Origin of the sequence: Paenibacillus oryzisoli (assembly GCF_001653565.1) — a bacterium.
GTDB classification, from domain to species: domain Bacteria; phylum Bacillota; class Bacilli; order Paenibacillales; family NBRC-103111; genus Paenibacillus_E; species Paenibacillus_E oryzisoli.
Genome location: NZ_LYPB01000049.1, coordinates 49960 through 75429 on the forward strand (window position 1 = coordinate 49960; position 25470 = coordinate 75429).

The window sequence follows — 25470 nt, forward strand, 5'->3', positions numbered from 1 at the left end:
CTAACTATATAGGGCGGATGGGAATAAGTGCAGTTGATGCGATGTAAGTAATTTAAACGCTTCTGCATATCCTTTGGCGTCTGGTTGTTGCTTTAATTTGCTGTACAATTGGACAGCATGATAGTCAAAAAAACCCTTAACCAACGGCCAATTCACATTATCAAATTGACTCTTATGTGCCAAGATGGACGCTATTTTCTTGTCCCAATGAGGCGATACATCAATAAAGGTGTTCGGATGCGACGTCGCATAGAACGCGATTTGCGGGACATCATGCGGTTTGGATCCTGGGAACAGAACCTCATTGGAGGAGAAGAGCATAGCCGAAGCTACAGCTTTTCCGGTCTTTATATGATCTGGATGAGCTTCATACGGCATCCATGGATCTACCGTCATCAGCAAATCAGGTTTCTCTTCGCGAATAATCGGAATTAACTTGGCTAGCAATTCCTCTTCGGTATAACTGCCCATATCCGGGTAATCCAGCGTAATATGCTTGGTCACACCCAAAATATCCCCTGCGGCCAATCGCTCCGCTCGGCGAATCGCTGCAATTGCTTCTGGCTCTATCTCCCCAGTTGACCCGCTGCCGCTTCCATCAGTTATGGTGATATAAACGATTTCGCAACCGCGCCGTCCAAGTTCGTATAATGTTCCTGCGGCCCCAACTTCATTATCATTAGGGTGGGGTTGTACGCATATGACTTTTTTCACATCTAATAACTCAGGAAGACCTAATATTCGTCTAATATCCATGTGATATCCCTCCAACCTGTCATATTTTATCATAAAAAATAGACAAATGTCGAAAATGTTCCCTAGTGTAATCTGGGGATTTCCATTATACTGTTAGGCAAGAGACGAAGAACGTCCCTGTCCATTTTTTAATATGGCACAGGGGCGTTTTTTTTCATTTTTAAGGAAGCATTGATCCTATGAGTTTCGACCACAACCATGCTTTCTGGATTCAAAACCATCTATACCAAAGAACCGGAGAACGCAGAGGCCGCTTGGAGCGCGGACATCAGGAGGCAGAAAAACTTTTCTGTCAGAACGTCTGGTGGGAGCTCCGTGGCAATTTCGATCAGTTGCACCCCGAATTCGAAGTATTGGATTGGCGCGGACGTTCGTATTTCTGTGATTTCGCCTGGCTTACCTCATTTGTGAAATTGATCATCGAGATCAAAGGATACGGCCCTCATGTACGCGACATGGACAGGCAAAAATACTGCAATGAGCTTAACCGAGAAACATTTTTGGCTGCGATGGGGTATCAGGTGATTTCATTTTCATACGATGACGTGGCTAACCGCCCTGACCTCTGTCTTACACTACTTCGCATGTTGATTAGTCGATTTCAGACTTGCACCTCGCCTGTCAACCTTGATAATGTGATGGAAAGGGAAATTATTCGGCTTGCCTATACCCTCGCGCAGCCAATCCGCCCAATTGATGTAAGAACACATCTAGCTATCAACTACCGTTCATCCGTTCGCGTGCTCCAGTCCCTCTGCAACAAAGGTTGGTTCATCCCGCACGCCGGAGCTCAAGGCAAACATGTTCTTCGTTATGAGTTAGTAAAACGGGAGCATATTCGTTTATTGTGATGTGGTGATAGGCTGGGGTACGAGCGGCTGGGATGTGGCAGCGATGTGGTGGGAAATAGTAATGTAATGGGATGGAAGAACTCGGGGAGTGGTAGCTAGTTGGGATCTGTATGGAATGCGATAGAGACTGGTGGCTGGTGAAAATGTGACGGGAGATGGAAGAACTGGTGGTGTGGTAGCTAGTTACTATGTGTAATGGAATGTGATAGAGACTGGTGTATGGTGGTGTGACGGAAAGTAGTTGAGATGGGTGGCCGCGATGTGACGGAATATGGTGCAACCCTCTCCCCAAAAATGCAAATATACAACCTTTTATCCTTATTCCCCCTCATAATTGGGAATAAGTGCGAATAGGCATCCTTTTTTTCGAATTTCTATAATTTCACGTTAAAACACACTAAAAAGATGCCTTTTTGCATCAATTTTGATTAAATCAGGGAAAACTGTACTTCAAAAGTGCCTTTTTGCATTTTTGACAATCGGGATCGAGGGATTGCAGGTTCACTTCTCATATACACTTTCCCTACTATCACTACTATTCACCACTATTCGCTACCAGCTACTAACTACTATTCCTTTCCACCTCCACATCCCTCGCCCTCATTCGCCTTCACAGTTCTCTACCAATACTTCCCCGGATACAACTTGCCGCAAATCGTCATCACAAATGATTTCTACACGCAACTTCTCATAATTTCTCTCGGTGCTAATTGACATTAAATTTCAGGGATGTTATAAAGTTAGTGTATAGCACTCACAGTGTGCGAGTGCTAATTATATAAACCTGTACATATCGAAAGGAGATCTATCCGTGGAAAAGAAACAGTTTCAAGCCGAATCCAAGCGTCTTTTGGAAATGATGATCAATTCGATTTACACACAACGTGAAATCTTTCTAAGAGAGCTTATCTCCAACTCCAGCGATGCGATTGACAAAATTTACTACAGGGCGCTTACAGACGACTCGCTCGTTTTTGACAAAGATAGCTACTTCATCAAAATTACAGCTGATAAAGACAATCGTATCTTAACGATTCGCGACACAGGGATCGGGATGACGAAAGAAGATCTTGAGAACAACTTGGGGATTATCGCGAAGAGTGGATCTCTGGCTTTTAAGAAAGAGAACGAAAGCAAAGACGGCCACAACATTATTGGCCAATTCGGGGTAGGCTTCTATTCCGCGTTCATGGTTGCTGATCACATCGCCGTCACAAGTAAAGCCCTTGGCAGTGACACAGCTTACAAATGGGAATCCGATGGCGCAGACGGGTACACGATTGCACCAGCAGAGAAAGATGCGGTTGGAACGGAGATTGTCCTTTCGATTAAAGCGAATACCGAAGATGATAACTACGACGAATACTTGGATGAGTATCGCCTGAAAGCGATTATCAAGAAGTATTCCGATTTCATCCGTTACCCGATCAAAATGGACATCACAAGCAGACGTCTACAAGAAGGCAGCGAAACCGAATACGAGGACTTCCAAGAAGAGCAGCACGTGAACAGCATGGTGCCGATCTGGCGCAAAAACAAAAGCGAACTCACGCCTGATGATTACGAGAAGTTCTACCATGAGAAACACTACGGCTTCGACAAGCCGCTTAAGCATATTCATGTAAGTGCGGATGGCGCGGTCGTATACCAAGCAATCCTCTTCATCCCAGAAAATATGCCTTATGACTACTATTCCAAAGAATACGAGAAAGGCCTCGAGCTTTATGCTAACGGCGTTCTCATTATGAATAAATGTGCGGATCTGCTTCCTGATTACTTCTCCTTCGTGAAAGGGATGGTTGATTCCGAAAGTTTATCACTCAACATCTCCCGCGAGATGCTGCAGCATGATCGTCAGCTTAAATTAATTGCGAAGAATATTTCCAGCAAAATCAAAGGCTCACTCCAAAGCCTCCTGAAGGACGAGAGAGAGAAATACGAGCAATTCTACAAGTCCTTCGGCAGACAGCTTAAATTCGGTGTTTACAGCGACTACGGCACGCATAAAGAGCTTCTGCAGGATCTATTGATGTTCTCCTCCTCCAAGGAGAAACAGCTTGTCACGTTGGACGAGTATGTTGCGAGAATGCCAGAAGATCAGAAGTACATTTACTATGCTTCCGGTGAGTCAATCGAACGCATTGATAAACTTCCACAGACGGAACTGGTTACCGATAAAGGCTACGAGATCCTATACTTCACAGATGATATTGATGAGTTCGCAATCAAGATGATTATGACTTACAAAGAGAAGGAATTCAGATCTGTATCAAGCGGGGATCTGGGTATTGATGTAGAGGATAACGCCAACGATTCTGAGTCGGATAAAAAGGAAAATCAAGACCTATTCGACTACATGAATGGCCTATTGGCGGGTAAAGTATCGAGCGTCAAAGCTTCCAAGCGTCTGAGAAAGCACCCAGTATGCTTATCCACAGATGGCGATGTCACCATCGAGATGGAAAAAATCTTGAACGCGATGCCGAATAACCCGAACGTTAAAGCAGAGAAAGTATTAGAAATCAACGTTAACCATGACGTATTCGCTTCCCTGAAGGATGCTTTTGAGAAAGATAAAGAAAAATTGAATCTCTACACAGCGCTCTTGTACAATCAAGCTCTTCTAATTGAAGGTCTGCCGCTGCAAGATCCGGTTGAATTCACGAACGATATTTGCAAAATCATGGTGTAATCCCATGCATGCAGGCACTGCAACTTCCATGTTGCGGTGCTTTTTTACATATAACATATGTATGATTAGGAAGCATCCGAAGGCGTTGCTGGTTCATCTAGGAGAAACGCCTGAATCGCTTCTGATCGATTATAAACATAAGCGAGTAAACGAGCCTGATCAAGACCAAGCGCCTCTGCTACCTTAACAATATCCAGTTCATGAGTAATTTTACTTAATTTTGCGCTATTGACGGACATATGCTTCAACCATCCTTCGAATTAATGTAATTAATAGCACGTTAAACCTAACCTGTGATATAGTTTTCATAAGACGTTATCGGTTGATAAGGGCAAAACCGCTGAAAAGTGGTGACGCAAAGCTAAAGGGACTAAATTGGCAATGATATCCCGTATCCCATATCCAATATGTCAGCCAGCTACCGCCTCCATCCGATAATGGAAGTTCGACAAAGGAGGAATCTCAACTTGAATAAAATGGTCATTGATGGCAGTATGAACACAGACGTTAAGCACTTAATCGACAACTTGCATCTCCCTGATGATAATATTTTGGACATGTTTTCCTTTTCATTCAGCGGCAGCCTATTAACATGCGACGAAGCCATCCGATTTATTCATTTTCTTCGAAGTGAATTGGACAAACGCACTCAATAACCGAATTATGCCTTATCGCTCTCAAAAATACAGTCGGTTGATGTCATTAGAATAATTTTTTTTTCAAAAGCTCATGAGGGCGCGTCATGATTGACTTTCTCTGATGAAACAACGAAAGACAGCGCACTTGCCGCTGTCTTTTATTTATTTTTTGTCACATTTCGAAAAAAAACAAATCAATTCGTGTCACCATCTAATCACCCCAAGCAAACTAGTGATTTCTAACATAACATATAGCAAATACTAGAATTACCCTCTACAATCGCAATATAAAGCCGCGTTGCCTCATGAAATCATCCATGAGACAACGCGGCTTCTATTTCGAGCATATGCTGCTTATTTATCGCGGAGCAGCCCGACGTCATGCTTTCCCAATATTTGCGTTAACTCCTTCAAAAACATGTTAATGTCCTTGAACTGCCTATATACAGAGGCGAAGCGAATGTAGGCCACTTCATCGACGGGGTACAATTGCTCCATCACAATTTCACCAATGCCAAGGCTATCGACTTCAGCATGTGCTGTCGTACGAAGCTGCATTTCGACTTCGGAGACGAGCATCTCTAGCCTCTCCATGGAAACGGGTCTTTTTTCACAAGCACGAATTAAGCCACGTAAAATTTTCTCTCGGCTAAATTCTTCCCGGCTTCCATCCTTTTTAATCACAATTAACGGTGTTTCTTCTACCATTTCGAAAGTCGTGAATCTTCTCGCGCATTTCTCGCACTCACGGCGCCTACGAATGGATTTATTCTCATTGGCAGACCTGGAATCAAGCACTTTCGTACCAGAATGGTCACAGAACGGGCATTTCATTCGCTTTCATCTCCTTTCTCACTTGGAAAAATCATTACCAGATGTTACATGTCTTGAAGTTTGAGGTTCTGCACACAATAGATTTACCAACCGACAAGGAGGTGAACAGACATGAGTTCAAACAAAAGCAGTAATACTTTAGTCGTTCCACAAGCTAATGCAGCCTTGGATCAGTTGAAGTACGAAGTAGCTCAAGAGCTTGGTATTGCTATCCCACAAGATGGCTACTATGGCAACATGACTTCTCGTGACACTGGCTCTATTGGTGGTAGCATTACTCGTCGCCTGGTGCAAATCGCAGAACAATCTCTAGCAGGTCAATTCAAGTAATCTTGAAGAACACAAGCTAATGACTCTGCAAACAGGAAGTATTGGACTTTACGCTCCATTAGGAGCTAGTCCAATGCTTCTTTGTTTTGTTCTATTCACGAAGTTATGCGCCTTCACCTTGCCATTGCTCCGTGTACAGATTCGTGTACTTCTCATAATAATATAGAACACGCTGCACGTAATGACGCGTTTCCCCGAATGGGATATCACGGATGTTGTCTTCTGAACCGTCCCATACATGACTGTTTTTCCATTTATTCACATTACCTTGACCCGCATTATACGCTGCTATGGCATAGATTAGATTCCCATTATAATGCTTAATTAACCAATTCAGATACCATGCTCCCAAATAAATATTAATATCGACGCGAAGCAGATCTTCTTGTGTATGAGGACCTAAATTCGAGGATTGGGCAATCCAATCCGCGGTGTCTGGCATCAATTGCATAAGCCCTACAGCGCCTTTGCTTGATTCTAAATGATATTTATAATTCGTTTCGACGCGAATAATGGCAGCAATAAGAAAAGGATCTATATTGTGTTTCGCCGCGCTCTGCTTAATCTCCTGCTGATAGTAGATGGGATATAGCTTTCTGCCTATAATTGCGCTATTCATGAAGAGAATCATGACAAAAGCGATAAGCAGAAGAGCAAACATTCGTTTTTTTCGAAAGAACGTCATGCCAATCCCTTCCCCACCCAGAACAGCTCCACCCTCATGTTGGTTTCTTCCCAAGTTCCGCTATTATCAATTACGATATCGGCTAACTTTCGTTTCTCCTCAATTGACATCTGAGCATCGAGTCGAAGCTGGGCCGTCTCTTCTGACAAGCCATCTCGCTGCATCAGACGTTGCAATTGCATGTGACGCGGAATATAAACTACCATGATCTCCTCAAACATCGAGACCAGATTCGATTCTATGAGTAAAGGAACATCGACCACCACCAGCTTGGTGGGGTAGTCCCGTTCATACAAAGTCATTAGTTCGCGCATTCTCGCCCGAATAGGGGGATGCAGTAAGCCTTCGAGTTGCTTTCTCGCTTCAGGCGATCCGAAGATCATTTCACCAAGCTTCTTACGCTGCAAAGATCCGTCGGGGCCAATCACCGCTTGTCCAAAATGAGCAGCAACCTGTTCAAGAACAGGGCTGCCAGGCTCCACGACATCACGTGCTATCTGATCGGCATCGATTAAAAGGGCACCACGGCTAACCAGCATTCGGCTAACCGTACTTTTTCCACAGGCAATACCTCCTGTTAAGCCGATATTCATAAGTGCTTCTCTCCTAAAGGTTCATTGTGAGTGAACTATAGCATTTTCAAAAGTCCCATGACAATAAGTACACAGCCTGGAAGAATAGATAACTTCTTCATCCAGTCCATTTCGGCATAACGGAAACCAATCCGTAAGCCAACAGCAAGCAAAGATCCACTTGAAATTGAAATGACAGAAGCCGTCAATAACGGCACGAAACCGATAAGCGCAGCCCCAATTCCCGCTCCGAAGGCATCCAAGGAGAGCGCTAAGCCAAGCAATGTAGCCTCTGAGGCCGAAATATTGCCGGACTTATCTACATCCGCTATAGATGGCGTTCGTAGTATTTGAATCACAAGCCCAAACCGCTTCAACTCAATACTGAGGATCTCCTTGGTCCGCTGCAACGTATCGAACGTCACCGGTTCCAAGTAACCCGAGTTACGAATCTCTTCGTAGGGCATAGAGCTAACCATGGCTTGATCAGCCGCAGGGGCTGATTGTTCTTGTTGCGTTTGGTTTTTCTGCCCTTGTCTCATCTGTACAAGAGCCCATACGCCAATACCGATTAAGATGATTGCCCCGATACGTTTGGCAACCTCAGGTGACATGAAGGAAGACATCAAAACGCCGATCTGCATCGATGTAAAAATAATGATACCAGACCAAAGCGATATAATTCCAATTGAGAGAAGTGGAATGCGGATTTTGCGTAACCCATACATCACACCAACACCGAAACCGTCCAAAGAAACTGCGAATGCCAAAATGAGCAGAGATATGACAGGAAGCATACAAACCCTCCTAAGCGTTTTACCCAACTAACAGGCCTAATGGGCTGTTACCTAGGCTAAGTACTCCATATCATATGGGGAGGGTACGCTTCTCGTGCCTATTTCTCAGACTTCTTTCGCGACCGCTTGGGCTTCAAAGGTTGACAGGTGAGACATAGGTGTGTCCCTCTGCCTCCCACGACGGTCTTCACAATCTCCTGTCCGCACGTTTTGCACGGCTGTGATTGCCTGCCATAAATGTTCAATTGGTGCTGGAAAAGTCCGATTTCACCTTGTCCATTCACATAAGATTTAATCGATGATCCACCAACCTCAACAGAATCTTGAAGTGTACGAATAATCGCCTCATGCAGCAAACCAAGCTCTATCTTACTCAGCGAAGATGCTTCCCGTTCAGGATGAATCCCCGCCAAGAAGAGGGACTCGTCTACATAAATATTCCCAATACCCACGATATATGCTTGATTGAGCAGTAGCGGCTTGATCTTCGTAGCTCGATGCCCAATCACCTTGCGAAATGCTTCAAGGGTGAAGGCTTCATCGAGCGGCTCAAGACCTAGCTTCACCAGAGGCGGCTGCGTGAGCTCTTCGCCCTTGGGGAATAGATGCATCGTGCCGAATTGCCGCACATCCTTGTACCGCAGCTCACTCCCATCCGTAAATCGGAACAACACATGGGTATGCAATTCGAGAGGATCATCACCTGCGTACAAGCCATAGCGGCCTTCCATGCGCAAATGGGAAACCATCACATAGTCTGTGAGCACGAATCGCAGAAACTTCCCTCGACGTTCAATCGTTTCAACGGTTTGCCCTTGCAAGAGCGTTTCAAACTGCTGAATATCGTCAGGTTTCTGGATGATACGAGGCAGCCTTACCTCAACACGGGCGATCGTTTTCCCTGTAATGAGCTCATTTAGTGTTCGTTTGACGGTTTCGACCTCGGGTAGCTCAGGCAAGGTGTTCACCTCCTTCTTGAAATTGGAAGCGGCAATTCATGCCGCTCCCCACTTGCTACTTGGCATCATACCAAGTTAAACCGAAATCAACGTCCGCACGTAAAGGAACGTCCAGCTTCAATGCAGATGCCATGACTTCAGGCACGAGCTCCTTCATCGTTTCCAGCTCATCGGCTGGTACTTCGAAGACAAGCTCATCGTGTACTTGCAGCAGCATGCGGCTCTTCAGTCCTTCTTTCGCTAATCTGTCAGCCATTTGAACCATAGCTAGCTTGATAATATCTGCTGCGGTCCCTTGAATCGGTGTATTCATTGCAGTACGCTCTGCGAATGAACGTATATTAAAGTTTGAATGTGTAATCTCAGGTAATAAACGTCGACGTTGAAGCAACGTAGTGACATATCCATCACGACGAGCATCCTTGACGATGTCATCCATATAGCGACGAACCCCTTGGAACACCGCGAAATACTGTTCAATGAACTGAGCGGCTTCCCGGCGGGTAATATCCAGGTTCTGAGAAAGGCCATAGTCGCTTATGCCGTATACGATTCCGAAGTTAACGGCTTTCGCTTGACGGCGCATATTGCTGTCAACCGCACTTTCCTCCACGCCGAAGACGTCCATCGCCGTCTTCGTGTGAATGTCCATATTCTGAAGGAACGCTTCCTTCAGCTTCTCATCCTGCGAGATGTGCGCTAGTACACGCAACTCGATCTGAGAGTAATCCGCTGCAAGCATGTACCATCCAGGCTCGGATGGAACGAAGACCTTGCGGATCTTGCGGCCCTCCTCCAGACGAATCGGAATGTTCTGGAGGTTCGGGAATTGAGAGCTGAGGCGTCCCGTCGCGGCAATCGTCTGCCGGTAATACGTATGCACCTTGCCGGTTTCCGGCCGCACCTCTTTGAGCAGCCCTTCGACGTACGTCGACTGCAGCTTCGCTAGCGAGCGGTAGTGCAAGATCTGCCCCACAACTTCGTTGTAAGGGGCCAGACGTTCCAGCACCTCGGCATCCGTCGAGTAGCCGGTCTTGGTCTTCTTCGAAGCTGGCAGCCCCAGCTTCTCGAACAGAACCTCACCGAGCTGCTTCGGTGAGTTGATGTTGAACTCGACGCCGGCGAGCTTGTAGATGCTGGACATGATCGTGTCCAGCTGCTTGCCAAGCTCCACGCCGAGCGTTTTAAGCCCTTCGGCATCGACAGCGATGCCGCGCATCTCCATCTCCGCCAAAACGGCGGAGAGGGGCAGTTCAAGCTCGTAGAAGAGGCGATGCATCTCGCCCTTCTCTAATTCATCGCGCAGCACGGGAACCATGCGCGCCATCGCCATCGCTTTACGACCCACGTGGTCGCTAAGCGCAGCGAGTTCCGGCAGGCGAAACTTCGCGCCTTTGCCGAACACATCCTCGTCTGCCTTCACAGATGGCAGTCCGTACTTCACCGACAGGGCGCTTAAGCTGAGATTCGAATCCGTCGGATCGAGGAGGTAAGCGGCCAGCAGCACATCGAAATCCACCCCTGCAAGGTGGATGCCCTGCCAAGCGAGCGCGAGCTGCGCGCGATGCAGGTCGAAGAGCTGCTTCTTCTTGGAAGCATCGCTGAGCCAGTCCCGCAGCGGTTTGCCTGCATCGCTTTGCAGCAGTGCAAACGGCACGTAATACGAGGTGTTGTCAGCTCCATCATCAATAAACCAGACAACCCCAACCATCACAGCTTGATGCGGATTCTCCCCAATTGCTTCCACATGAATGGCCGCGTGGTCATCTAATTGCTCAATCAACTTACCGATATTCGCTTCTGTTACCGCAACAGCTTCCAAACTCTCGACAACGAGATCTTCGGCCTCAGCGCTAACTGCACCGAAATCTAACTTCTCTAACAGCGATTTGAATTCTAGCTTGCGAAACATCGTGGACAATGCTTGTCCATCAAAGCCATCATAGCGGAACGAATCCCATTCGGTTTCCATCGGAACCTCACGATAGATGGTCGCTAGCTCTTTACTCATAAGAGCGCTCTTCGCATGCTCCTCCACTTTCTCTTTCATCTTGCCTTTCAGGCTTGCTGTGTTAGCCAATACTTCTTCCACAGTGCCGAAATCATGCAGCATTTTGAGTGCAGTCTTCTCGCCTACGCCGGGAATCCCCGGAATATTATCGGACGTATCGCCCATTAGACCTTTCAAATCAATGATTTGATGCGGCGTAAGCCCGTATTTCTCTTTAATAGCTTCCGGATCAAAGCGATCCATTTCGCTGATTCCCTTGCGGGTAATCGCAACAGTAACCTGCTCAGAAGCAAGTTGGAGCATATCTTTATCCCCAGACACGAGGAGCACTTTCTCTCCTCTTGCATCTGCCGCTTTCGTCAACGTTCCGATAATATCATCCGCTTCATAGCCGGACAGCTCGAATTGCGGGATTTTGAAAGCCTTCAACAAATCTTTAATTAACGGGAATTGTTCAGAAAGCTCTGATGGCGTTTTCTGACGACCACCTTTGTACTCGCTATATTCTGTATGCCGAAACGTAATTTTCCCGGCATCAAATGCAACAAGAAAATGAGTTGGTTTTTCTTCTTCAATCAATTTCAACAGCATGGTCGTAAAGCCGTATACCGCATTGGTATGTAAACCACTTGAATTGCTGAGCAGCGGCAACGCATAGAAAGCACGAAACGCGATTGAGTTCCCATCAATAATTATAAGCTTATCCATAAGTTCACCCCAATTTTAGACATACTTCCATAATCATAGCATACGAAATTAAAATAAAAAAACGGTTCCCTACATAAACATGTAAGGAGCCGAATTTTTAAAAAGTCAGGACGGTCAGGTCTTCAGAGGGAGGTTCTCCGTATGAGTCCTTTTTTCTCACCCACACGTAAAAAGCTTATTTTTTTTGATATGAATAATACGATTCTAGATCGCAGACAATGCTTCGATTCCGCTTTTCTTGAAGTTATGCAGGATTTCACGGCACGGTGGGAAACAGAGGATTCGAAACTGACCGCGCAAGAAGCGCTGCTTAGCTATAAGGCTGAGTGGAGCCGTCATCGCAAAACACCTATTCGAAGTCCCATCTCGCCAGATGAGTTGCGGCATATTTGTTTAATTAAAGCACTCCATCCCTATCCGATGAGAGTAAGTACAGCGTTCACGCGAACCTTTTTCCATCAAATCGAAGAGAAAGAAGATGGTTTCGTCGCTTTATTTCCAGGGGTAGAAGATACACTAGAGGTGCTGTCACGTCAATATAAGCTGGCCATTATCAGTAACGGGAATCGCAATCGACTGCAGCGTAATTTGGAGAAAATGAAGTTAACTTCCTGGTTCGACCAAGAACGTTTGTTTACAACAGAAAATGATGGACCACGAAAGCCGCATCCTGCGATTTTTGAGGGAGCCCTGAAATCGATGAACACGGCTGCGAGCCAGAGTGTGATGGTTGGTAATTCGTGGCGTAACGATGTGGTAGGAGCGGCTTCTACCGGGATGGATGCGGTCTGGATTCACCCTGCCAATATTAAGAAAATCTCTGAGAGGCGCATCGGGAAGCAGAAAGTAATTATCGTTCGTTCCTTTAAACAATTAATCTATACGTTCTGAAGCTTATCTGAAATCTGATACCAAGAAGATTAACCGATTGTTTGAAAACAATAAATACTGCCTTGATGCGCTTTGGCTTTCTTTTTGAGCCCAGCCGCCGTTTGAGAAATATAGTCTAGTGAAATAGGGGACTCACAGCTGCAGATGACTAAGGATAAGGACACCGTGACCCCTTCGCTTTTCACTTGTTGACCGCCTCGATCCACGACATACTCCCATTCTTCGCCTTCATAGAACATACGGACTCCGTCTTCAAACCGATGGATGATTTCCTCACATAGGCGTTTCGGCGACAGTGAAGAGGATATCGCAATAAAATCATCGCCGCCGACATGTCCGACAAAATCGGTTGGAGTTCCATAGAACGCGATCGCTTGCTGCATTAAATCCGCCATATATTGAATTAATTGATCTCCTTTTTGAAACCCAAAGCGATCATTGTACCATTTAAAATAATCCAAATCTGCATAGATCACATGGAAAGGTACTCGTGCCGTTATTCGTTTGTTCAATTCCCGATTAATTTGCAAATTCCCCGGAAGACCTGTTAACGGATTCGCGACGCGAGCTGACTCCATCTTTACATTCGTAATACTCTCTAATATCGCTCGTATGGAAGCTGCTCCTGCCATTTTCCCCTTACTTGTAATAATGACAAGATCGTATAAATGATGAATCGCACGTGAAGTTGCTAACTGAGACACCTGCTCCACAGGCGTTAACTCGTCGACGATTAGGGGGGACGCGTCCATTACACTATCAATTGTCCGGTTCCAGTACAGCGAATAGGCATATTGACCCGCTAAATGCTGGAATAAGCGCTCTCGCATCATAAGGCCGCGAGGTTCATCATCATGGACAATGACAACCCCGACAGCCTCTTGATTCCTTTTGAAAAACTCGGCAATTTCCGATATTTGCACTTTCGTATGAAACACCCCAACAGGTGCTTTCAGCTCGCCTATATGCCAAGTCATCGTGCCTCCCTGTACGTTGCGATGCTGCCATATGGTCATTTTATATGTGTCTTGCACTGTCGCAGTGGCTGTTGATGGTCTTCCCAGTAAAAAACCTTGCGCATAATGTACACCCATTTGAGTGACTTTGGCTAACTCCTCGACTAATTCAATGCCCTCAGCGATCAACGAAATGTTCATTTTCTGAGCAAACGTAACGAAGGTTTCAAGAATATAGGCTTTTACTTTATTCACGTGAATATTTTCAATCAATGAACGATCGATTTTGATAAAATCAGGCTGCAGCTCGGCAATCGCTTGAAGCGAAGAATATCCCGCTCCCGCATCATCAATCGCAATCCGATAACCTTGTGTCCGATAATGAGCTAGAATTTTCTTCGCCAACGTGAAGTCCTCGATGGAGCTTCTTTCCGTAATTTCGAACACGACATTGCTCGGACGAAGTCCATATTTCTGCAGAATCTCAAGTGTTTTACCAGGAATAAAGCTAGGATCCTCTAGGACGTGTGACGAGATATTAATAAATAACATTTGCTGTCCGTGTTCCAATATAGAGCCTTGAATGGCTTTCTCACGCGCTAGACTCTCTAGGCGATATAGCTCCCCTTGCATCTCCGCATATTGAAACATCGCCAGCGGCGAATGAAAAGGACCGTCTACCGGACCGCGAGTTAACGCTTCATACCCCATCACTTGCCCATCTTGCAAGGATACAATAGGTTGATATACGGAAGAAATCCGTTGTTCTTCTATCAATTTACGAAACTGTATCGCGACTTCTGACTGAGTAAGCATGTCCATCATCCTTATCTTTTTCTACATTACTTCAAGTCTACCAGATCAAATGATAGGTAAGATTAACCATATGTAAAATGTGTGTAAAGACTTTAAGAAAAAAAGAGGGAATTACACTTTTTCCTCGAAAAGGTGAGATATGGATTGTAGGTGCGTATAGCAGATCTTGTGCGGAAAGGACAACCGATGGAACAACAAGTAAAAATCTTGGCGGTAGATGATCGCTATGAGAACTTGCTGGCTCTGAATAGCATTCTGGCCTCTTCTTCCTACGACGTTATTTCATTACAATCAGGGGAGGAAGCACTTCGCTATTTATTAAAAGAACCCGCTGACCATATTGCGGTAATTTTGATGGATGTGCAGATGCCAGGGCTTAGCGGTTTTGAAACCGTTGAATTAATAAAGCAACGTAAGGCCTGTCAGGATATCCCTATTATTTTCTTAACAGCTCTAAGCACCTCGATAGAGCATGTATTACGTGGGTATCATGTGGGATCAATTGATTACTTATTTAAACCTGTTCATCCCAAAATGCTGCGCATGAAGGTAGATGGTTTCGTCAATATGCATCTAAACCATCAGAAGCTGAAAGCTCAAAGCGAGCTTTTACATAAACGCACATTAGATCTAGAAGAAACGAATCGCAAGCTCGCAGAAGCTGAGGAGAAATTAATCGAGCAAAACTTACTTCTCGAGAATTGGGTTGAAGAACGCACATCGGAGCTCGTTGATGCCCACGAGAAACTTATGAACTCGCAGGAACATTTCAAAAAAATGTTTATCCTCTCACCGTCCTTAATGGCCATTCGCCGACTGCCTGAACTCACCTATCTGGATGTTAATGAAAGCTGGAAGCAACATACGGGCTATGGAGACGAAGTTATTGGCACTGCCTTGAATATCATGCGGGATGATGCCAATAACCCAGCCAACTATGGCGATATTGTCCGCAATGAGAAGGTTCGCTATGTTACCAAATCTGGCGATATTCGAACTGCGCTTCTTTCCACAGAAATTATCGATATTGAGGATGAAAAATGCTTGCTGCATGTCGCCGTTGATATTACGGAAAGTCTTCGATTCGAAACCGAAATGGCACGCCTTGCTCAATTAAACCTAGTCGGCGAAATGGCCGCGGGGATTGCGCACGAAATTCGGAATCCGATGACGACCATCCGCGGCTTTCTCCAACTCTTCCAAGAAAATGATCGGCATATGCAGAAAGAATATATCCCCATCATGTTGGAAGAATTGGATCGGGCGAACGATATTATTACGGAATATCTTTCCCTTGCCAAAAATAAGCAATCCTATCAACGTCCTGAGAATATCAACCGTATCATTGAAAGCTTATTGCCTCTCATCCAAGCAGAAGCTGTTATGTCAGGCAAGCATGTGAATGGTCAATTCGGCTATTGTCCGGAGATCCAGCTGGATGACAAAGAGATGCGTCAGCTTATTCTGAACATGTGTATGAATGGTCTTGAATCCATGAACATTGGTGGAACATTAACCATTGAAACCTATCAGGATCCGGAACACGTTGTTCTCTTGATTGCTGACGAAGGCAGCGGCATTCGGACAGAGCATTTAGAGAAGCTTGGTCGCCCCTTCTTCACGACGAAGGATGAGGGAACTGGACTTGGATTAGCTATTTGCTATAGTATTGCTGCCAGACATCACGCTACGATTGAAGTGAGTTCTACCCCGAATGGGACAACCTTCTTAATTCGCTTCCCGCTTCATTCCACATGAGAAAGGGCCATCTCCTGAAGTCGATGCTTCTAGAGACGGCCCTTATTTATATCACTTACACGTTGAGGTCTTTACGTTTTCCTGTAACCATATAGATGACGCCTTCACCGATATTCGTCGTATGATCTGCCACACGCTCTAAGAAGTGCGCAACAAATAGCAGGTGGGTCAATTGACGATTTCTATGATAATCCGTTCCCATCAACCCCATCAGTTCCTGCATCACCATACTGAATAACTTATCAACTCGGTCATCCTTCTCAGCTAACGATGCTGCACGATGTACATCGCGTTCCGTATAGGATAGAAGGCTCTCATGCAGCATTTCTATAGCAATTTCTGCCATTTGCGGAATGACTTCAAGCGGCTTCACCAGTTCTTCACCTGCGAAACGAATCGTGATCTTCGCAATATCAACCGCATGATCCGCGATACGTTCTAAGTCTGTCGCAATCTTAAGCGCGGTTCCAATAATACGCAGGTCACTAGCCATCGGTTGTTGAAGTGCAATCAATCGTAGGCATAGCTCATCTATGGTCGTTAAATAGTCATCAATGAGATCGTCCTTCTGGATGACTTGCAGTGCGGCTTTCTCATCCAGCTTGGCAAGGGACTCTACGGATTTGTAAATTAAATCCTCCACACTTTCTCCCATTTGCTGTAATTCTTTCTGCAATAGTGCTAGTGACTGATGAAACCCTGGTCTTGCATCCATGTCGATCTCTCCCTTTATTTGTTTTAACCGAAACGTCCGGTAATGTAATCTTCTGTACGTTGATCATTTGGATTCGTGAAGATCTTATCGGTTTGATCGGTTTCAACTAAATAACCGTTCAGGAAGAAAGAGGTTCGATCTGAGATTCTCGCTGCTTGCTGCATGTTGTGGGTCACGATGATGATCGTATATTTCTCTTTTAAGGTTTGTGTTAGTTCTTCTACCTTCAGGGTTGAAATGGGATCCAATGCCGAAGTCGGCTCATCCATTAACAGTACATCTGGCTCTACAGCGAGTAGACGGGCGATACATAAACGTTGCTGTTGTCCACCGGATAATCCCATCGCAGACTTATTCAGCCGATCCTTGACTTCGTCCCAAAGCGCAGCTTGTATAAGACTGCGTTCCACAATCTCGTCCAACACAGCCTTTTTCTTAATGCCATGAATCCGCGGGCCATAAGCGATGTTATCATAGATACTCATTGGGAATGGATTGGGACGTTGGAATACCATGCCTACACGCTTACGGAGCGAAACAACGTCAGAATCTTGACCATAGATATTGTGTCCGTCCACAGCTACATTCCCCGTAATACGTACACTATCAATAAGATCATTCATGCGGTTTAAGGTACGTAGGAAAGTTGATTTCCCACAACCGGAAGGTCCGATTAACGCAGCAATTGTTCCTGTTTCAATACTTAAATCTACATTATGAAGCGCCTGATTATCTCCATAGAATAAATTTAATTTCTCTGCTTTAATTTTATACTTCGTCGCAATAGCCATATGTTATTTCCCCCCGGAAAGTCTTTTTTGTAAGATTCGACTTGGTATCGAAACCAGCAGATTAAAGATTAATACAACGATTAATAGAAGAGCAGCACTGCCTTTAGCAATTTCTTTCGCATCTGGAACAAGCGATTCTGCACCGATATACCAGAGATGAACGGAGAGCGTCTCTCCCATTTTGAGCGGATTGAAATCAGGGAAAAAGCGTGAAACGGACAACCCGGCTGTGTAGATGAGAATAGCAGATTCACCAAGTGCACGACCGGCAATCAAGGTGATCCCGGTAATTAAGTTAGGTAATGCTGCTGGAATGAGCACCTTACGGATCGCCTGCCATTTGGTTGAGCCCAGTGCCAAGCTTGCTTCCCAGTAGGAGTCAGGCACAGTGCGGATGGCTTCTTCTGTAACCCTTACCATGACGGGTAGATTCAACAGTGCCACGGTGGCCGCGCCACCAATGATTGAAAATTTGAGCCCCAGTAAATTAGCGAATAAGAGGAATCCGAAAAGACCAAAAACGATGGACGGTACGGAAGAAAGGGCCTCAACCGATATTCTGACGAGATCAGTGAACCAGTTTTTTTGTGCATAAATCGCTAAGTAAATGCCTGAGAACAAGCCGATAGGAATTGAAATTACGAGCGATAAGAACAGAACGTAGAAGGAATTGAAGAGCTGTGGTCCTACCCCGCCGCCAGCTTTAATTTCTTCCGGTTGACCGAAAATGAAATGCCAGGAGAGGTAAGGCAGGCCATCACCTAATATGCGAACGAGAAACCATGCCAGAATCCCGATAATGATAATACCCGATGCCCAGAAGTATAGGGTGGCGATCCGATCCGTTGTTTTACTTGTCATTTGAGTTCACTCCTCTTAGCTACGATACGAATAATAAGAATGAGAGATAAGGAGATGACAAGGAGAAGCAGCGCCATCAGATAAAGCGCGTTGTTCCAAGTTGATCCGTAATTCGTATTTCCCATATCTTTCACGATCGCTGTTGTTAATACCGTCGTGGAGTCAAGCAGCGATTTGGGCATTTGAGGCGAGTTCCCAATAACCATGAATACGGCCATCGTTTCACCAATTGCGCGGCCCATCCCAAGGATGATTGCTGTTAGAATACCAGGTCTTGCCGCTGGCAAGAGTACACGCCACATCGTTTGCCACCGAGTTGCTCCCAGTGCCAGTGAAGCTTCTTCCAAACGACCAGGAAGCGAACGAATGGCATCTTCGGAAATGGACAGAATAGTAGGGAGAATCATAATGGCTAAGATGATAGAGGCTGGTAAAATACCGTAAGCCACATTACCTGTCATTCTGCCTAATGCCGGCACAATGACGGTCATTCCGATCAAACCATAGACAACGGATGGAATGCCGACGAACAAGTCTGTTGCAGGGCGCATGATCTCACGCATCCATTTGGGAGCGATTTTCGCCATAAACAACGCGCCAGATAAGGCAAGCGGAACGGAGATAACGACCGCCACAACTGTCATAAGCAATGTGCTGTACAGAAATGGAAATGCACCGAATTTATTTTGACCAGGCGTCCAGTCGGTTGAGAAGAAAAACTCGAGAGGACTCACACCTTGAAAGGTCTTGATCCCTTGCATACCAACAAAAACAATGATAGAGAAAATGATGGCAGAAACCAATGCAGCACTACCTACAAACAACCATCTCATTATCCTATCCTGTCTATGCTGTCTTTGGGTCCATTTGGTGATGACTGGACGATTCCTAGCGTCCGCTTTGGCGCTGGTTAATTGATCTACTATGGAATTCACTTCGTGATTCCCCTTTCTCTGCATTAACACAAGACTTACTATTATCATAGAATATGAATGTCATTGGATCGTAAATGATTTGTTAAGGGAATGTAAAAGTTTCGCGGTGCGAATTCGACATAGAAAAAGAGCGCCCGCATGTATATGCAGACGCTCTTGATGAGATATCTTATTTTTTCAACAGGTCAGCTGGCAAGAACTTCAAATCACGCACTTGTTTAGCTTGGAATTCTTTGCTTTGAATATAAGCGATGAATGCTTTCGCAGGATCTTTCGCTTCGCCTTTTGTGTACATATGCTCTACGCCAAACAATTTATAAGTGCCGTTCTTGATGTTGTCTTCTGTGAAAGCTACGCCATCAATTTTCAATGCTTTAACAGTATCATCGATGTAAGGTGTATCTACATAACCAATGGAACCGGATTGACCTACTACTGCTGTTTTCATTGCACCACTGTTTTCTTGTGTGATACCGTCTTTCGTGAATTCTTTGCCATCCAAAATAATTTGTTTAACAAGTGTACGGGAACCTGAACTATCCGGACGGTGAACAAGAACGATTTTCAAATCATTACCGCCAACATCTTTCCAGTTCGTGATTTTACCCATGTAGATGTCAGTCGCTTGTGCTTTTGTCAGGTTGTCTACTTTCACATCTTTGTTCACGATGAAAGCAAAAGGTGCGATAGCAACTTGATGGTCCACAAGACCTTTATCTTTATATTCAGCAGCAGGTTCTACGTCGGAGTTACCGATATCGGATGTTCCGTCTGCTACGTTTTTAATTCCTGTACCTGAACCACCAGCAGTAACGTTAACCGTTACTTTTGGGTTCTTTTCCATAAATTCTGTTGCTGCTTGTTTAACCAATGGAAGAAGTGCGCTGGAACCGGAAGCTGTTATTGTACCGCTCAACTCTGTTTTAGGTGCATCCGTCGGCTTAGCAGAAGCTGAAGCTGCTGTCGTTGCTGCCGTTGTTGCTGCTGCGTTGTTCGTCTCTGTTTTTGCGCCGCAACCAACCAAAGTCCCCATCATTAATACCGCGGATAGTGTAAATGTAATTCCTTTTTTCGACATGAAGTTAAACATAGTTAACATGTCCTCCTTTGAATGTATGTGCTGGATTTGGTTAAGTTCGATCCCCATCTTCTTGTGTGTCGAACGACCTTACTTCCCTATGGTAACAAGCGAATGTAAATTACAAACCCACGAAACGTTAACGTAATGTAAAACTTTTAATTTACAAATCGTTTACATAGTTCGACGCTTTAGTTAATAGAAGTCCCCTATATTAATAAGTAATTAGACGCATGGTGTGTCTGAGCTATTTATAGGAGGTATACATATGGGTAAAATGTTGTTGTCCAACTTCTCTATGCGTGCAAAATTAATTGCAAGCTTCAGCGGCGTGTTGTTCATTTTCTTGGCCGTGGCCCTGTTCAATCTACATCAAGTGACGCAAATTAAGCAGCATATGACCGATCAGAACAATAAAGTTGATCTCAAGGTGATGGCCCTAGAGCTTAAGAATCTGGTTCAGGAAATGAACATCATTGCTTCTGGTCTGGAAATCTCCAAGAAACCGGAATTCATTGAGAAGTACAATGCTAAACGACAACCCTACAATGACTTCATTAAGAAGATAGGCGATACGGCAAGCACTCCTGATCAGCAAAAATGGCGAAGCCAGTTAATTCAAGCATCAGTCGATTACATAAACAATTTCGATTCCGCAGCTAAAATGGTTCAAGACACGAGCATCAAGCCAAACGATCTCCAGATTAACCTGTTGTACTTATATAGTGAATCGCAAGAGTTGAAGGATAACATCTTTGGATTAGTTGATAAATTCTACATCACCTATGCTGACGGCGCAGCAGCTGCAATTGCAGACTCCTCCAAGGCACTCAATAATAGCCGTACCATCATGTTAATTGCTTCTGCTTTCGTTTTCTTTCTTACCTTGACTATCGCTTTTCTCATTATTACCTCATTCACACGTCCGATTTCGGTTCTACAAAGAGCCGTTGCTCGCATTGCATCTGGAGATTTAACCCACACTATTAATTCCTCTGCCAAAGATGAGCTAGGGCAATTGAGTAATAGCTTTGACCAGATGATACGGCAAGTTCGCCTCATGCTTGGTGCAACTAAGGGCATCGCTTCATCACTATCTGCTCACTCGCATGAATTTCATCGCTTCTCCCAACTGACGGCTTCGGCGAATTCCGATATTCTCAAAGCGATTCATGAGATATCAACGGGCGCGGATGAACAAGCGATGAAAACAGAGAGCAGCTCGATGCTCATTGCCGAACTAGAAGAAGAGATCCGCGATATCAACGCGTATACCCATGAAATGAAACGCAGCAGCGACGCGGCTGCCTTCGATACGCAGCAAGGTACTGCCTCCGTGCAGGCGCTCAAAGCGTCAACTGCGCAGTCGCAGCTCCTGCTGGAGAAGGTCGATGCGGCGATGCAGACGCTCAGCGCCAGCTCCAAGCAGATCGGCGCGATCGTGCGCTCGATCATGGAAATCTCAACGCAGACAAATGTCCTAGCGTTGAATGCCGCGATCGAAGCGGCAAGAGCCGGCGTGCACGGCCGCGGCTTCTCCGTGATCGCGGAAGAAGTGCGCGAGCTGTCTCTGCAAACGAACGGATCGTCGAAGACGATCAGCGGTATCATCGGGACGCTGCAAGGGCAAATCCAGGAACTGCAGCTTTCATTGGTCGATGCGCGTGAGTCTGCTCTGACGCAAAGCAGCCACGTAGAGATGACCTTCGGTTCTTTCCATCGAATTGAGCAATCGACCTTAGTCATCCGTGAGCAGATTGAACAGATTCATCAGAAAATCGAACAAGCCCAATCCAAAAACGATCATCTCGTCGATTCCGTTCAGTTCGTTGCTGCGATTGCGCAAGAGACCGCCGCAGGCGTGGAAGAAGTGAACTCAACCAGCATTGAGCAGGACGCTTCGATCCGTCGAATTGCTGAAGAGTCTGATGATATATTGGAGCTGGCTCAGCAGCTTTTTGAGGAAATTAGTAAGTTTCAGATTGCGGAGGTTATTCGGGAGGATGAAATCGTAGAAGTAGAAGTCCCTGCTGCTGAAGATCCAATCGTGGAACAAATTGTGGAACAAATAGCAGCAATTGAACAGGAATTGAACGTAGAGCACGCAGTTGAACCAAAACGTGACGTCGCTCAACAACAACCGGAGCATAAAGACGAGGAACAGCGTCAAGAAAAGAAAGAGTTAGTCGGGGTTAAGTAACTAATACATATAAGGAATAGCTGTTGCAACGTAACACTGCTTGCTGCTTGCCGCGATTGAGATCGTTTCACCCTTGTAAGTCGATTTTTTCGACTTACGGGTGCCTTTTCGCTCCGCCGGGGCTCTGTAAGTCGATTTTTTCGACTTACAGGTGCCCTTTCGCTCTGTTCGAGCTCTGTAAGTCGATTTTTTCGACTTACGGGTGCCTTTTCGCTCCGCCGGGCTCTGTAAGTCGATTTTTTCGACTTACGGGTGCCCTTTCGCTCCGCCGGAGCTCTGTAAGTCGATTTTTCCGACTTACAGGTGCCCTTTCGCTCTGCTCGAGCTCTGTAAGTCGATTTTTTCGACTTACGGGTGCCTTTTCGCTCCGCCGGGGCTCTGTAAGTCGATATTTTCGACTTACGGGTGCCCTTTCGCTCCGCCGGAGCTCTGTAAGTCGATTTTTCCGACTTACAGGTGCCCTTTCGCTCTCCTCGAGCTCTGTAAGTCGATTTTTTCGACTTACGGGTGCCTTTTCGCTCCGCCGGAGCTCTGTAAGTCGATTTTTTCGACTTACGGGTGCCCTTTCGCTCCGCTCGAGCTCTGTAAGTCGATTTTTTCGACTTACGGGTGCCTTTTCGCTCCGCTGGAGCTCTGTAAGTCGATATTTTCAACTTACGGGTGCCTTTTCGCTCCGCTGGAGCTCTGTAAGTCGATTTTTTCGACTTACGGGTGCCTTTTCGCTCCGCTGGAGCTCTGTAAGTCGATTTTTTCGACTTACGGGTGCCTTTTCGCTCCGCCGGGGCTCTGTAAGTCGATTTTTCCGACTTACGGGTGCCTTTTCGCTCCGCTGGAGCTCTGTAAGTCGATATTTTCGACTTACGGGTCCCTTTTCGCTCCGCCGGGGCTCTGCTGGGGCTCTGTAAGTCGATATTTTCGACTTACGGGTGCACACCGCATCGCATGGAATCAAACAATAAGAGCTAAGCGCTTACCAAGCCGCTTAGCTCTTTTCATTTACAATCCATCGTTTATTTCGCTATCTCATCCGTTGCTTTTATATTGCGTAGGATGCTCACTTCTACACGGCGATTCGTGGCCCGGCCTTCAGTTGTAGCATTATCAACGATAGGGCGATACTCGCCATAGCCAACGGAGGAATATGAGGCTGGTTGAATCTTAGTATTGACGAGCAGCAATTTCATAAAGTTCACGGCACGCTTGGCACTCAAATCCCAATTCGTCTCGAAATCTGCCCGGTGAATCGGAATATTATCCGTATGTCCAGCAACCTCGACTTGATAGCCAGGATATTCCCCCAATAGATTCGACATGGATGTGGCGAGTTTCTGAGACTCCTGCTTGATGGTAGCCGATCCGGAATCGAACAGTGCTCGATCACTAATGGTAATCGTCAACTTTTCATTATCCAATTTGGTCGTCAGCTGCTCACTCATGTTATTCTCTTTGATGAACGCATCCATGCTTTTCTTCAATTCTTCCAGATCCTTCTCTTCCTTCTGAAGCTTAGCGGCCAGCTGGCTCTCGATTTTGTTCTCTTCTTTAGTAGGAGGATTCTGGTTCTTAAAGTTATTTTTAGTTGAACTCGCAGCATCATCAATTGGAATTAAATTTGACATAGCGAATGGCGCTTCGCCACCTGTGAAAGCATTATTTAACGATCGCATAATGGAGTCGTATTTCTTCGAGTCAAGTTGACTTGATGCAAATAAAATGATAAAAAGGGCCAGTAGTAAAGTCAATAAATCCGCATAGGGAATCAGCCAGGATTCATCGACATGTTCTTCATGATCCTCATGCTTCTTTTTTTTACTCACTGTGCAGCTGCCCCCTCCGCACCTTCTTCATAAGACGCTCGATCTTTATTCGCAACAAAGATCATCATCTTCTGCTTCACAGAATTGGCAGACACACCAGACTGGATGGAAAGTAACCCTTCTACCACCATCAGTTTAATTTCAACTTCTTTCTTGGACTTCTGTTTCAGCTTGTTAGCAAACGGGTGAAAAATAACGTAACCCAAGAAAATACCGAACATCGTTGCAACGAAGGCAGCTGAAATCAAGTGTCCCAACTTCTCGACTTCACTCAAATTACCAAGTGCAGCAATAAGTCCGACAACCGCGCCAAGTACCCCTAATGTAGGCGCATATGTACCTGCTTGTGTAAATATACTCGCATATTTCTTATGTCTCGTTTCCATTTCAGCAATATCTTCAAGAAGTACATCGCGCACGAAGTCAGGGTCATTCCCATCAATAATGAGTCGCATGCCACTTTTCATGAAAGGATCAGAAAGCTCTTCAGCTTGCTTCTCCAAAGATAGCAGTCCTTCCCGACGTGTGATGCTCACCCAGTTAATAAACGTCTCAATCAATTCTTTCTTAGGCATTAGTTTCTGTTCGGTAAAAATAATTTTTAATAAGGCCGGAATCTTCTTGATCTCATCCATCGAGAAGGCTATGAACAGTGCTGAAGCTGTTCCTCCGAAAATGATTAATGCAGCCGCCGGATTCAATAAAGCCGCTAGACTTGCACCTTTGAGCACCATACCAAAGCCAATGGATACTGCAGCCAGCACGATTCCAATAATTGACGATTTTTCCATCCTTCATGCACCTCTTCAAGTAATCGAT

General features: G+C 45.4%; 23 protein-coding genes and 1 riboswitch. Of the genes, 7 read left to right on the forward strand and 16 right to left on the reverse strand.

Annotation, left to right across the window (positions count from 1 at the left end):
- Positions 1 to 756 (reverse strand): PIG-L deacetylase family protein, encoded by a 756-nt coding sequence (locus tag A8708_RS06285; RefSeq protein WP_068662652.1) that lies wholly within the window; start codon positions 754 to 756, stop codon positions 1 to 3.
- Between the two features lie 179 nt (positions 757 to 935).
- Between A8708_RS06285 and A8708_RS06290 the strand changes: the two genes are divergently transcribed.
- Positions 936 to 1607: a DUF559 domain-containing protein gene (locus A8708_RS06290; RefSeq protein WP_068662653.1), complete on the forward strand. Its 672-nt coding sequence runs from the start codon at positions 936 to 938 to the stop codon at positions 1605 to 1607.
- A gap of 811 nt (positions 1608 to 2418) precedes the next feature.
- The gene (gene htpG, locus A8708_RS06295) at positions 2419 to 4299 is read left to right on the forward strand and encodes a molecular chaperone HtpG (RefSeq protein WP_068662654.1); all 1881 of its coding nucleotides are present in this window, start codon (positions 2419 to 2421) and stop codon (positions 4297 to 4299) included.
- A gap of 65 nt (positions 4300 to 4364) precedes the next feature.
- On the opposite strand, the gene A8708_RS35265 is transcribed toward htpG, so the two are convergent.
- Positions 4365 to 4538, reverse strand: coding sequence for a hypothetical protein (locus tag A8708_RS35265; protein ID WP_157264563.1), 174 nt, complete (start codon positions 4536 to 4538; stop codon positions 4365 to 4367).
- An 81-nt stretch (positions 4539 to 4619) separates the two neighbouring features.
- Positions 4620 to 4725, forward strand: a riboswitch (cyclic di-GMP riboswitch).
- Positions 4726 to 4766: 41 nt separating this feature from the next.
- Between A8708_RS35265 and A8708_RS06300 the strand changes: the two genes are divergently transcribed.
- The gene (locus A8708_RS06300) at positions 4767 to 4955 is read left to right on the forward strand and encodes a hypothetical protein (RefSeq protein ID WP_068662655.1); all 189 of its coding nucleotides are present in this window, start codon (positions 4767 to 4769) and stop codon (positions 4953 to 4955) included.
- A gap of 336 nt (positions 4956 to 5291) precedes the next feature.
- On the opposite strand, the gene nrdR is transcribed toward A8708_RS06300, so the two are convergent.
- The gene (gene nrdR / locus A8708_RS06305; RefSeq protein WP_056616650.1) at positions 5292 to 5771 is read right to left on the reverse strand and encodes a transcriptional regulator NrdR; all 480 of its coding nucleotides are present in this window, start codon (positions 5769 to 5771) and stop codon (positions 5292 to 5294) included.
- Between the two features lie 111 nt (positions 5772 to 5882).
- On the opposite strand from nrdR, the gene A8708_RS06310 reads away from it, so the two are divergent.
- A complete protein-coding gene (locus A8708_RS06310) occupies positions 5883 to 6101 on the forward strand; it encodes an alpha/beta-type small acid-soluble spore protein (RefSeq protein ID WP_068662656.1) in 219 nt (72 codons plus the stop codon).
- A gap of 103 nt (positions 6102 to 6204) precedes the next feature.
- Here A8708_RS06310 and A8708_RS06315 read toward each other — a convergent pair whose 3' ends face one another.
- From A8708_RS06315 to polA, 5 genes are all read right to left on the reverse strand, one after another.
- Complete coding sequence (locus A8708_RS06315; protein WP_338044184.1) at positions 6205 to 6762, reverse strand: lytic transglycosylase domain-containing protein; 558 nt, start codon at positions 6760 to 6762, stop codon at positions 6205 to 6207.
- Between the two features lie 20 nt (positions 6763 to 6782).
- The gene (gene coaE, locus A8708_RS06320; protein WP_068662658.1) at positions 6783 to 7379 is read right to left on the reverse strand and encodes a dephospho-CoA kinase; all 597 of its coding nucleotides are present in this window, start codon (positions 7377 to 7379) and stop codon (positions 6783 to 6785) included.
- 35 nt (positions 7380 to 7414) lie between these two features.
- Entirely contained in the window at positions 7415 to 8155 is a 741-nt protein-coding gene (locus A8708_RS06325) for an MntP/YtaF family protein (RefSeq protein ID WP_068662659.1), read from the reverse strand.
- Between the two features lie 98 nt (positions 8156 to 8253).
- Positions 8254 to 9114, reverse strand: coding sequence for a DNA-formamidopyrimidine glycosylase (gene mutM, locus A8708_RS06330; protein ID WP_068662660.1), 861 nt, complete (start codon positions 9112 to 9114; stop codon positions 8254 to 8256).
- 55 nt (positions 9115 to 9169) lie between these two features.
- Positions 9170 to 11833, reverse strand: a complete 2664-nt coding sequence (gene polA, locus A8708_RS06335; RefSeq protein WP_068662661.1) for a DNA polymerase I — start codon at positions 11831 to 11833, stop codon at positions 9170 to 9172.
- A 141-nt stretch (positions 11834 to 11974) separates the two neighbouring features.
- Between polA and A8708_RS06340 the strand changes: the two genes are divergently transcribed.
- Positions 11975 to 12724: an HAD family hydrolase gene (locus tag A8708_RS06340; RefSeq protein ID WP_068662662.1), complete on the forward strand. Its 750-nt coding sequence runs from the start codon at positions 11975 to 11977 to the stop codon at positions 12722 to 12724.
- A 29-nt stretch (positions 12725 to 12753) separates the two neighbouring features.
- Here the strand turns inward: A8708_RS06340 and A8708_RS06345 are convergent, their stop codons facing one another.
- Positions 12754 to 14496, reverse strand: a complete 1743-nt coding sequence (locus tag A8708_RS06345) for a GGDEF domain-containing protein (RefSeq protein WP_068662663.1) — start codon at positions 14494 to 14496, stop codon at positions 12754 to 12756.
- A gap of 186 nt (positions 14497 to 14682) precedes the next feature.
- Between A8708_RS06345 and A8708_RS06350 the strand changes: the two genes are divergently transcribed.
- Positions 14683 to 16254, forward strand: a complete 1572-nt coding sequence (locus A8708_RS06350) for a response regulator (protein WP_068663006.1) — start codon at positions 14683 to 14685, stop codon at positions 16252 to 16254.
- 55 nt (positions 16255 to 16309) lie between these two features.
- Here A8708_RS06350 and phoU read toward each other — a convergent pair whose 3' ends face one another.
- From phoU to A8708_RS06375, 5 genes are all read right to left on the reverse strand, one after another.
- A complete protein-coding gene (phoU, locus tag A8708_RS06355) occupies positions 16310 to 16969 on the reverse strand; it encodes a phosphate signaling complex protein PhoU (RefSeq protein ID WP_068662664.1) in 660 nt (219 codons plus the stop codon).
- Positions 16970 to 16992: 23 nt separating this feature from the next.
- Complete coding sequence (gene pstB / locus A8708_RS06360) at positions 16993 to 17760, reverse strand: phosphate ABC transporter ATP-binding protein PstB (protein ID WP_068662665.1); 768 nt, start codon at positions 17758 to 17760, stop codon at positions 16993 to 16995.
- A gap of 3 nt (positions 17761 to 17763) precedes the next feature.
- The gene (pstA, locus tag A8708_RS06365; protein ID WP_068662666.1) at positions 17764 to 18621 is read right to left on the reverse strand and encodes a phosphate ABC transporter permease PstA; all 858 of its coding nucleotides are present in this window, start codon (positions 18619 to 18621) and stop codon (positions 17764 to 17766) included.
- Entirely contained in the window at positions 18618 to 19556 is a 939-nt protein-coding gene (pstC, locus tag A8708_RS06370) for a phosphate ABC transporter permease subunit PstC (protein WP_068662667.1), read from the reverse strand. The genes pstA and pstC overlap by 4 nt, the downstream gene beginning before the upstream one ends.
- Positions 19557 to 19725: 169 nt before the next feature.
- Positions 19726 to 20646 (reverse strand): phosphate ABC transporter substrate-binding protein, encoded by a 921-nt coding sequence (locus A8708_RS06375; RefSeq protein ID WP_068662668.1) that lies wholly within the window; start codon positions 20644 to 20646, stop codon positions 19726 to 19728.
- 256 nt (positions 20647 to 20902) lie between these two features.
- Between A8708_RS06375 and A8708_RS06380 the strand changes: the two genes are divergently transcribed.
- On the forward strand, positions 20903 to 22834 hold the full coding sequence (locus A8708_RS06380) for a methyl-accepting chemotaxis protein (RefSeq protein ID WP_068662669.1): 1932 nt from the start codon (positions 20903 to 20905) through the stop codon (positions 22832 to 22834).
- 1010 nt (positions 22835 to 23844) lie between these two features.
- Here the strand turns inward: A8708_RS06380 and motB are convergent.
- Complete coding sequence (gene motB, locus A8708_RS06385; protein WP_068662670.1) at positions 23845 to 24651, reverse strand: flagellar motor protein MotB; 807 nt, start codon at positions 24649 to 24651, stop codon at positions 23845 to 23847.
- Positions 24648 to 25442 carry a flagellar motor stator protein MotA gene (motA, locus tag A8708_RS06390; RefSeq protein ID WP_068662671.1) on the reverse strand — a complete coding sequence of 265 codons (795 nt, stop codon included), beginning with the start codon at positions 25440 to 25442 and terminating at the stop codon, positions 24648 to 24650. Before motA ends, motB begins: the two co-directional genes overlap by 4 nt.
- Positions 25443 to 25470: the final 28 nt, after the last annotated feature.

Coding starts and splice junctions, on each gene's coding strand:
- A8708_RS06285 (WP_068662652.1), bottom strand. CDS start 756: ATGGATATTAGACGAATATTAGGTCTTCCTGAGTTATTAGATGTGAAA.
- A8708_RS06290 (WP_068662653.1), top strand. CDS start 936: ATGAGTTTCGACCACAACCATGCTTTCTGGATTCAAAACCATCTATAC.
- A8708_RS35265 (WP_157264563.1), bottom strand. CDS start 4,538: ATGTCCGTCAATAGCGCAAAATTAAGTAAAATTACTCATGAACTGGAT.
- nrdR (WP_056616650.1), bottom strand. CDS start 5,771: ATGAAATGCCCGTTCTGTGACCATTCTGGTACGAAAGTGCTTGATTCC.
- A8708_RS06310 (WP_068662656.1), top strand. CDS start 5,883: ATGAGTTCAAACAAAAGCAGTAATACTTTAGTCGTTCCACAAGCTAAT.
- A8708_RS06315 (WP_338044184.1), bottom strand. CDS start 6,762: ATGTTTGCTCTTCTGCTTATCGCTTTTGTCATGATTCTCTTCATGAAT.
- coaE (WP_068662658.1), bottom strand. CDS start 7,379: ATGAATATCGGCTTAACAGGAGGTATTGCCTGTGGAAAAAGTACGGTT.
- A8708_RS06325 (WP_068662659.1), bottom strand. CDS start 8,155: ATGCTTCCTGTCATATCTCTGCTCATTTTGGCATTCGCAGTTTCTTTG.
- polA (WP_068662661.1), bottom strand. CDS start 11,833: ATGGATAAGCTTATAATTATTGATGGGAACTCAATCGCGTTTCGTGCT.
- A8708_RS06340 (WP_068662662.1), top strand. CDS start 11,975: ATGAGTCCTTTTTTCTCACCCACACGTAAAAAGCTTATTTTTTTTGAT.
- A8708_RS06345 (WP_068662663.1), bottom strand. CDS start 14,496: ATGCTTACTCAGTCAGAAGTCGCGATACAGTTTCGTAAATTGATAGAA.
- A8708_RS06350 (WP_068663006.1), top strand. CDS start 14,683: ATGGAACAACAAGTAAAAATCTTGGCGGTAGATGATCGCTATGAGAAC.
- phoU (WP_068662664.1), bottom strand. CDS start 16,969: ATGGATGCAAGACCAGGGTTTCATCAGTCACTAGCACTATTGCAGAAA.
- pstB (WP_068662665.1), bottom strand. CDS start 17,760: ATGGCTATTGCGACGAAGTATAAAATTAAAGCAGAGAAATTAAATTTA.
- pstA (WP_068662666.1), bottom strand. CDS start 18,621: ATGACAAGTAAAACAACGGATCGGATCGCCACCCTATACTTCTGGGCA.
- A8708_RS06375 (WP_068662668.1), bottom strand. CDS start 20,646: ATGTTTAACTTCATGTCGAAAAAAGGAATTACATTTACACTATCCGCG.
- A8708_RS06380 (WP_068662669.1), top strand. CDS start 20,903: ATGGGTAAAATGTTGTTGTCCAACTTCTCTATGCGTGCAAAATTAATT.
- motA (WP_068662671.1), bottom strand. CDS start 25,442: ATGGAAAAATCGTCAATTATTGGAATCGTGCTGGCTGCAGTATCCATT.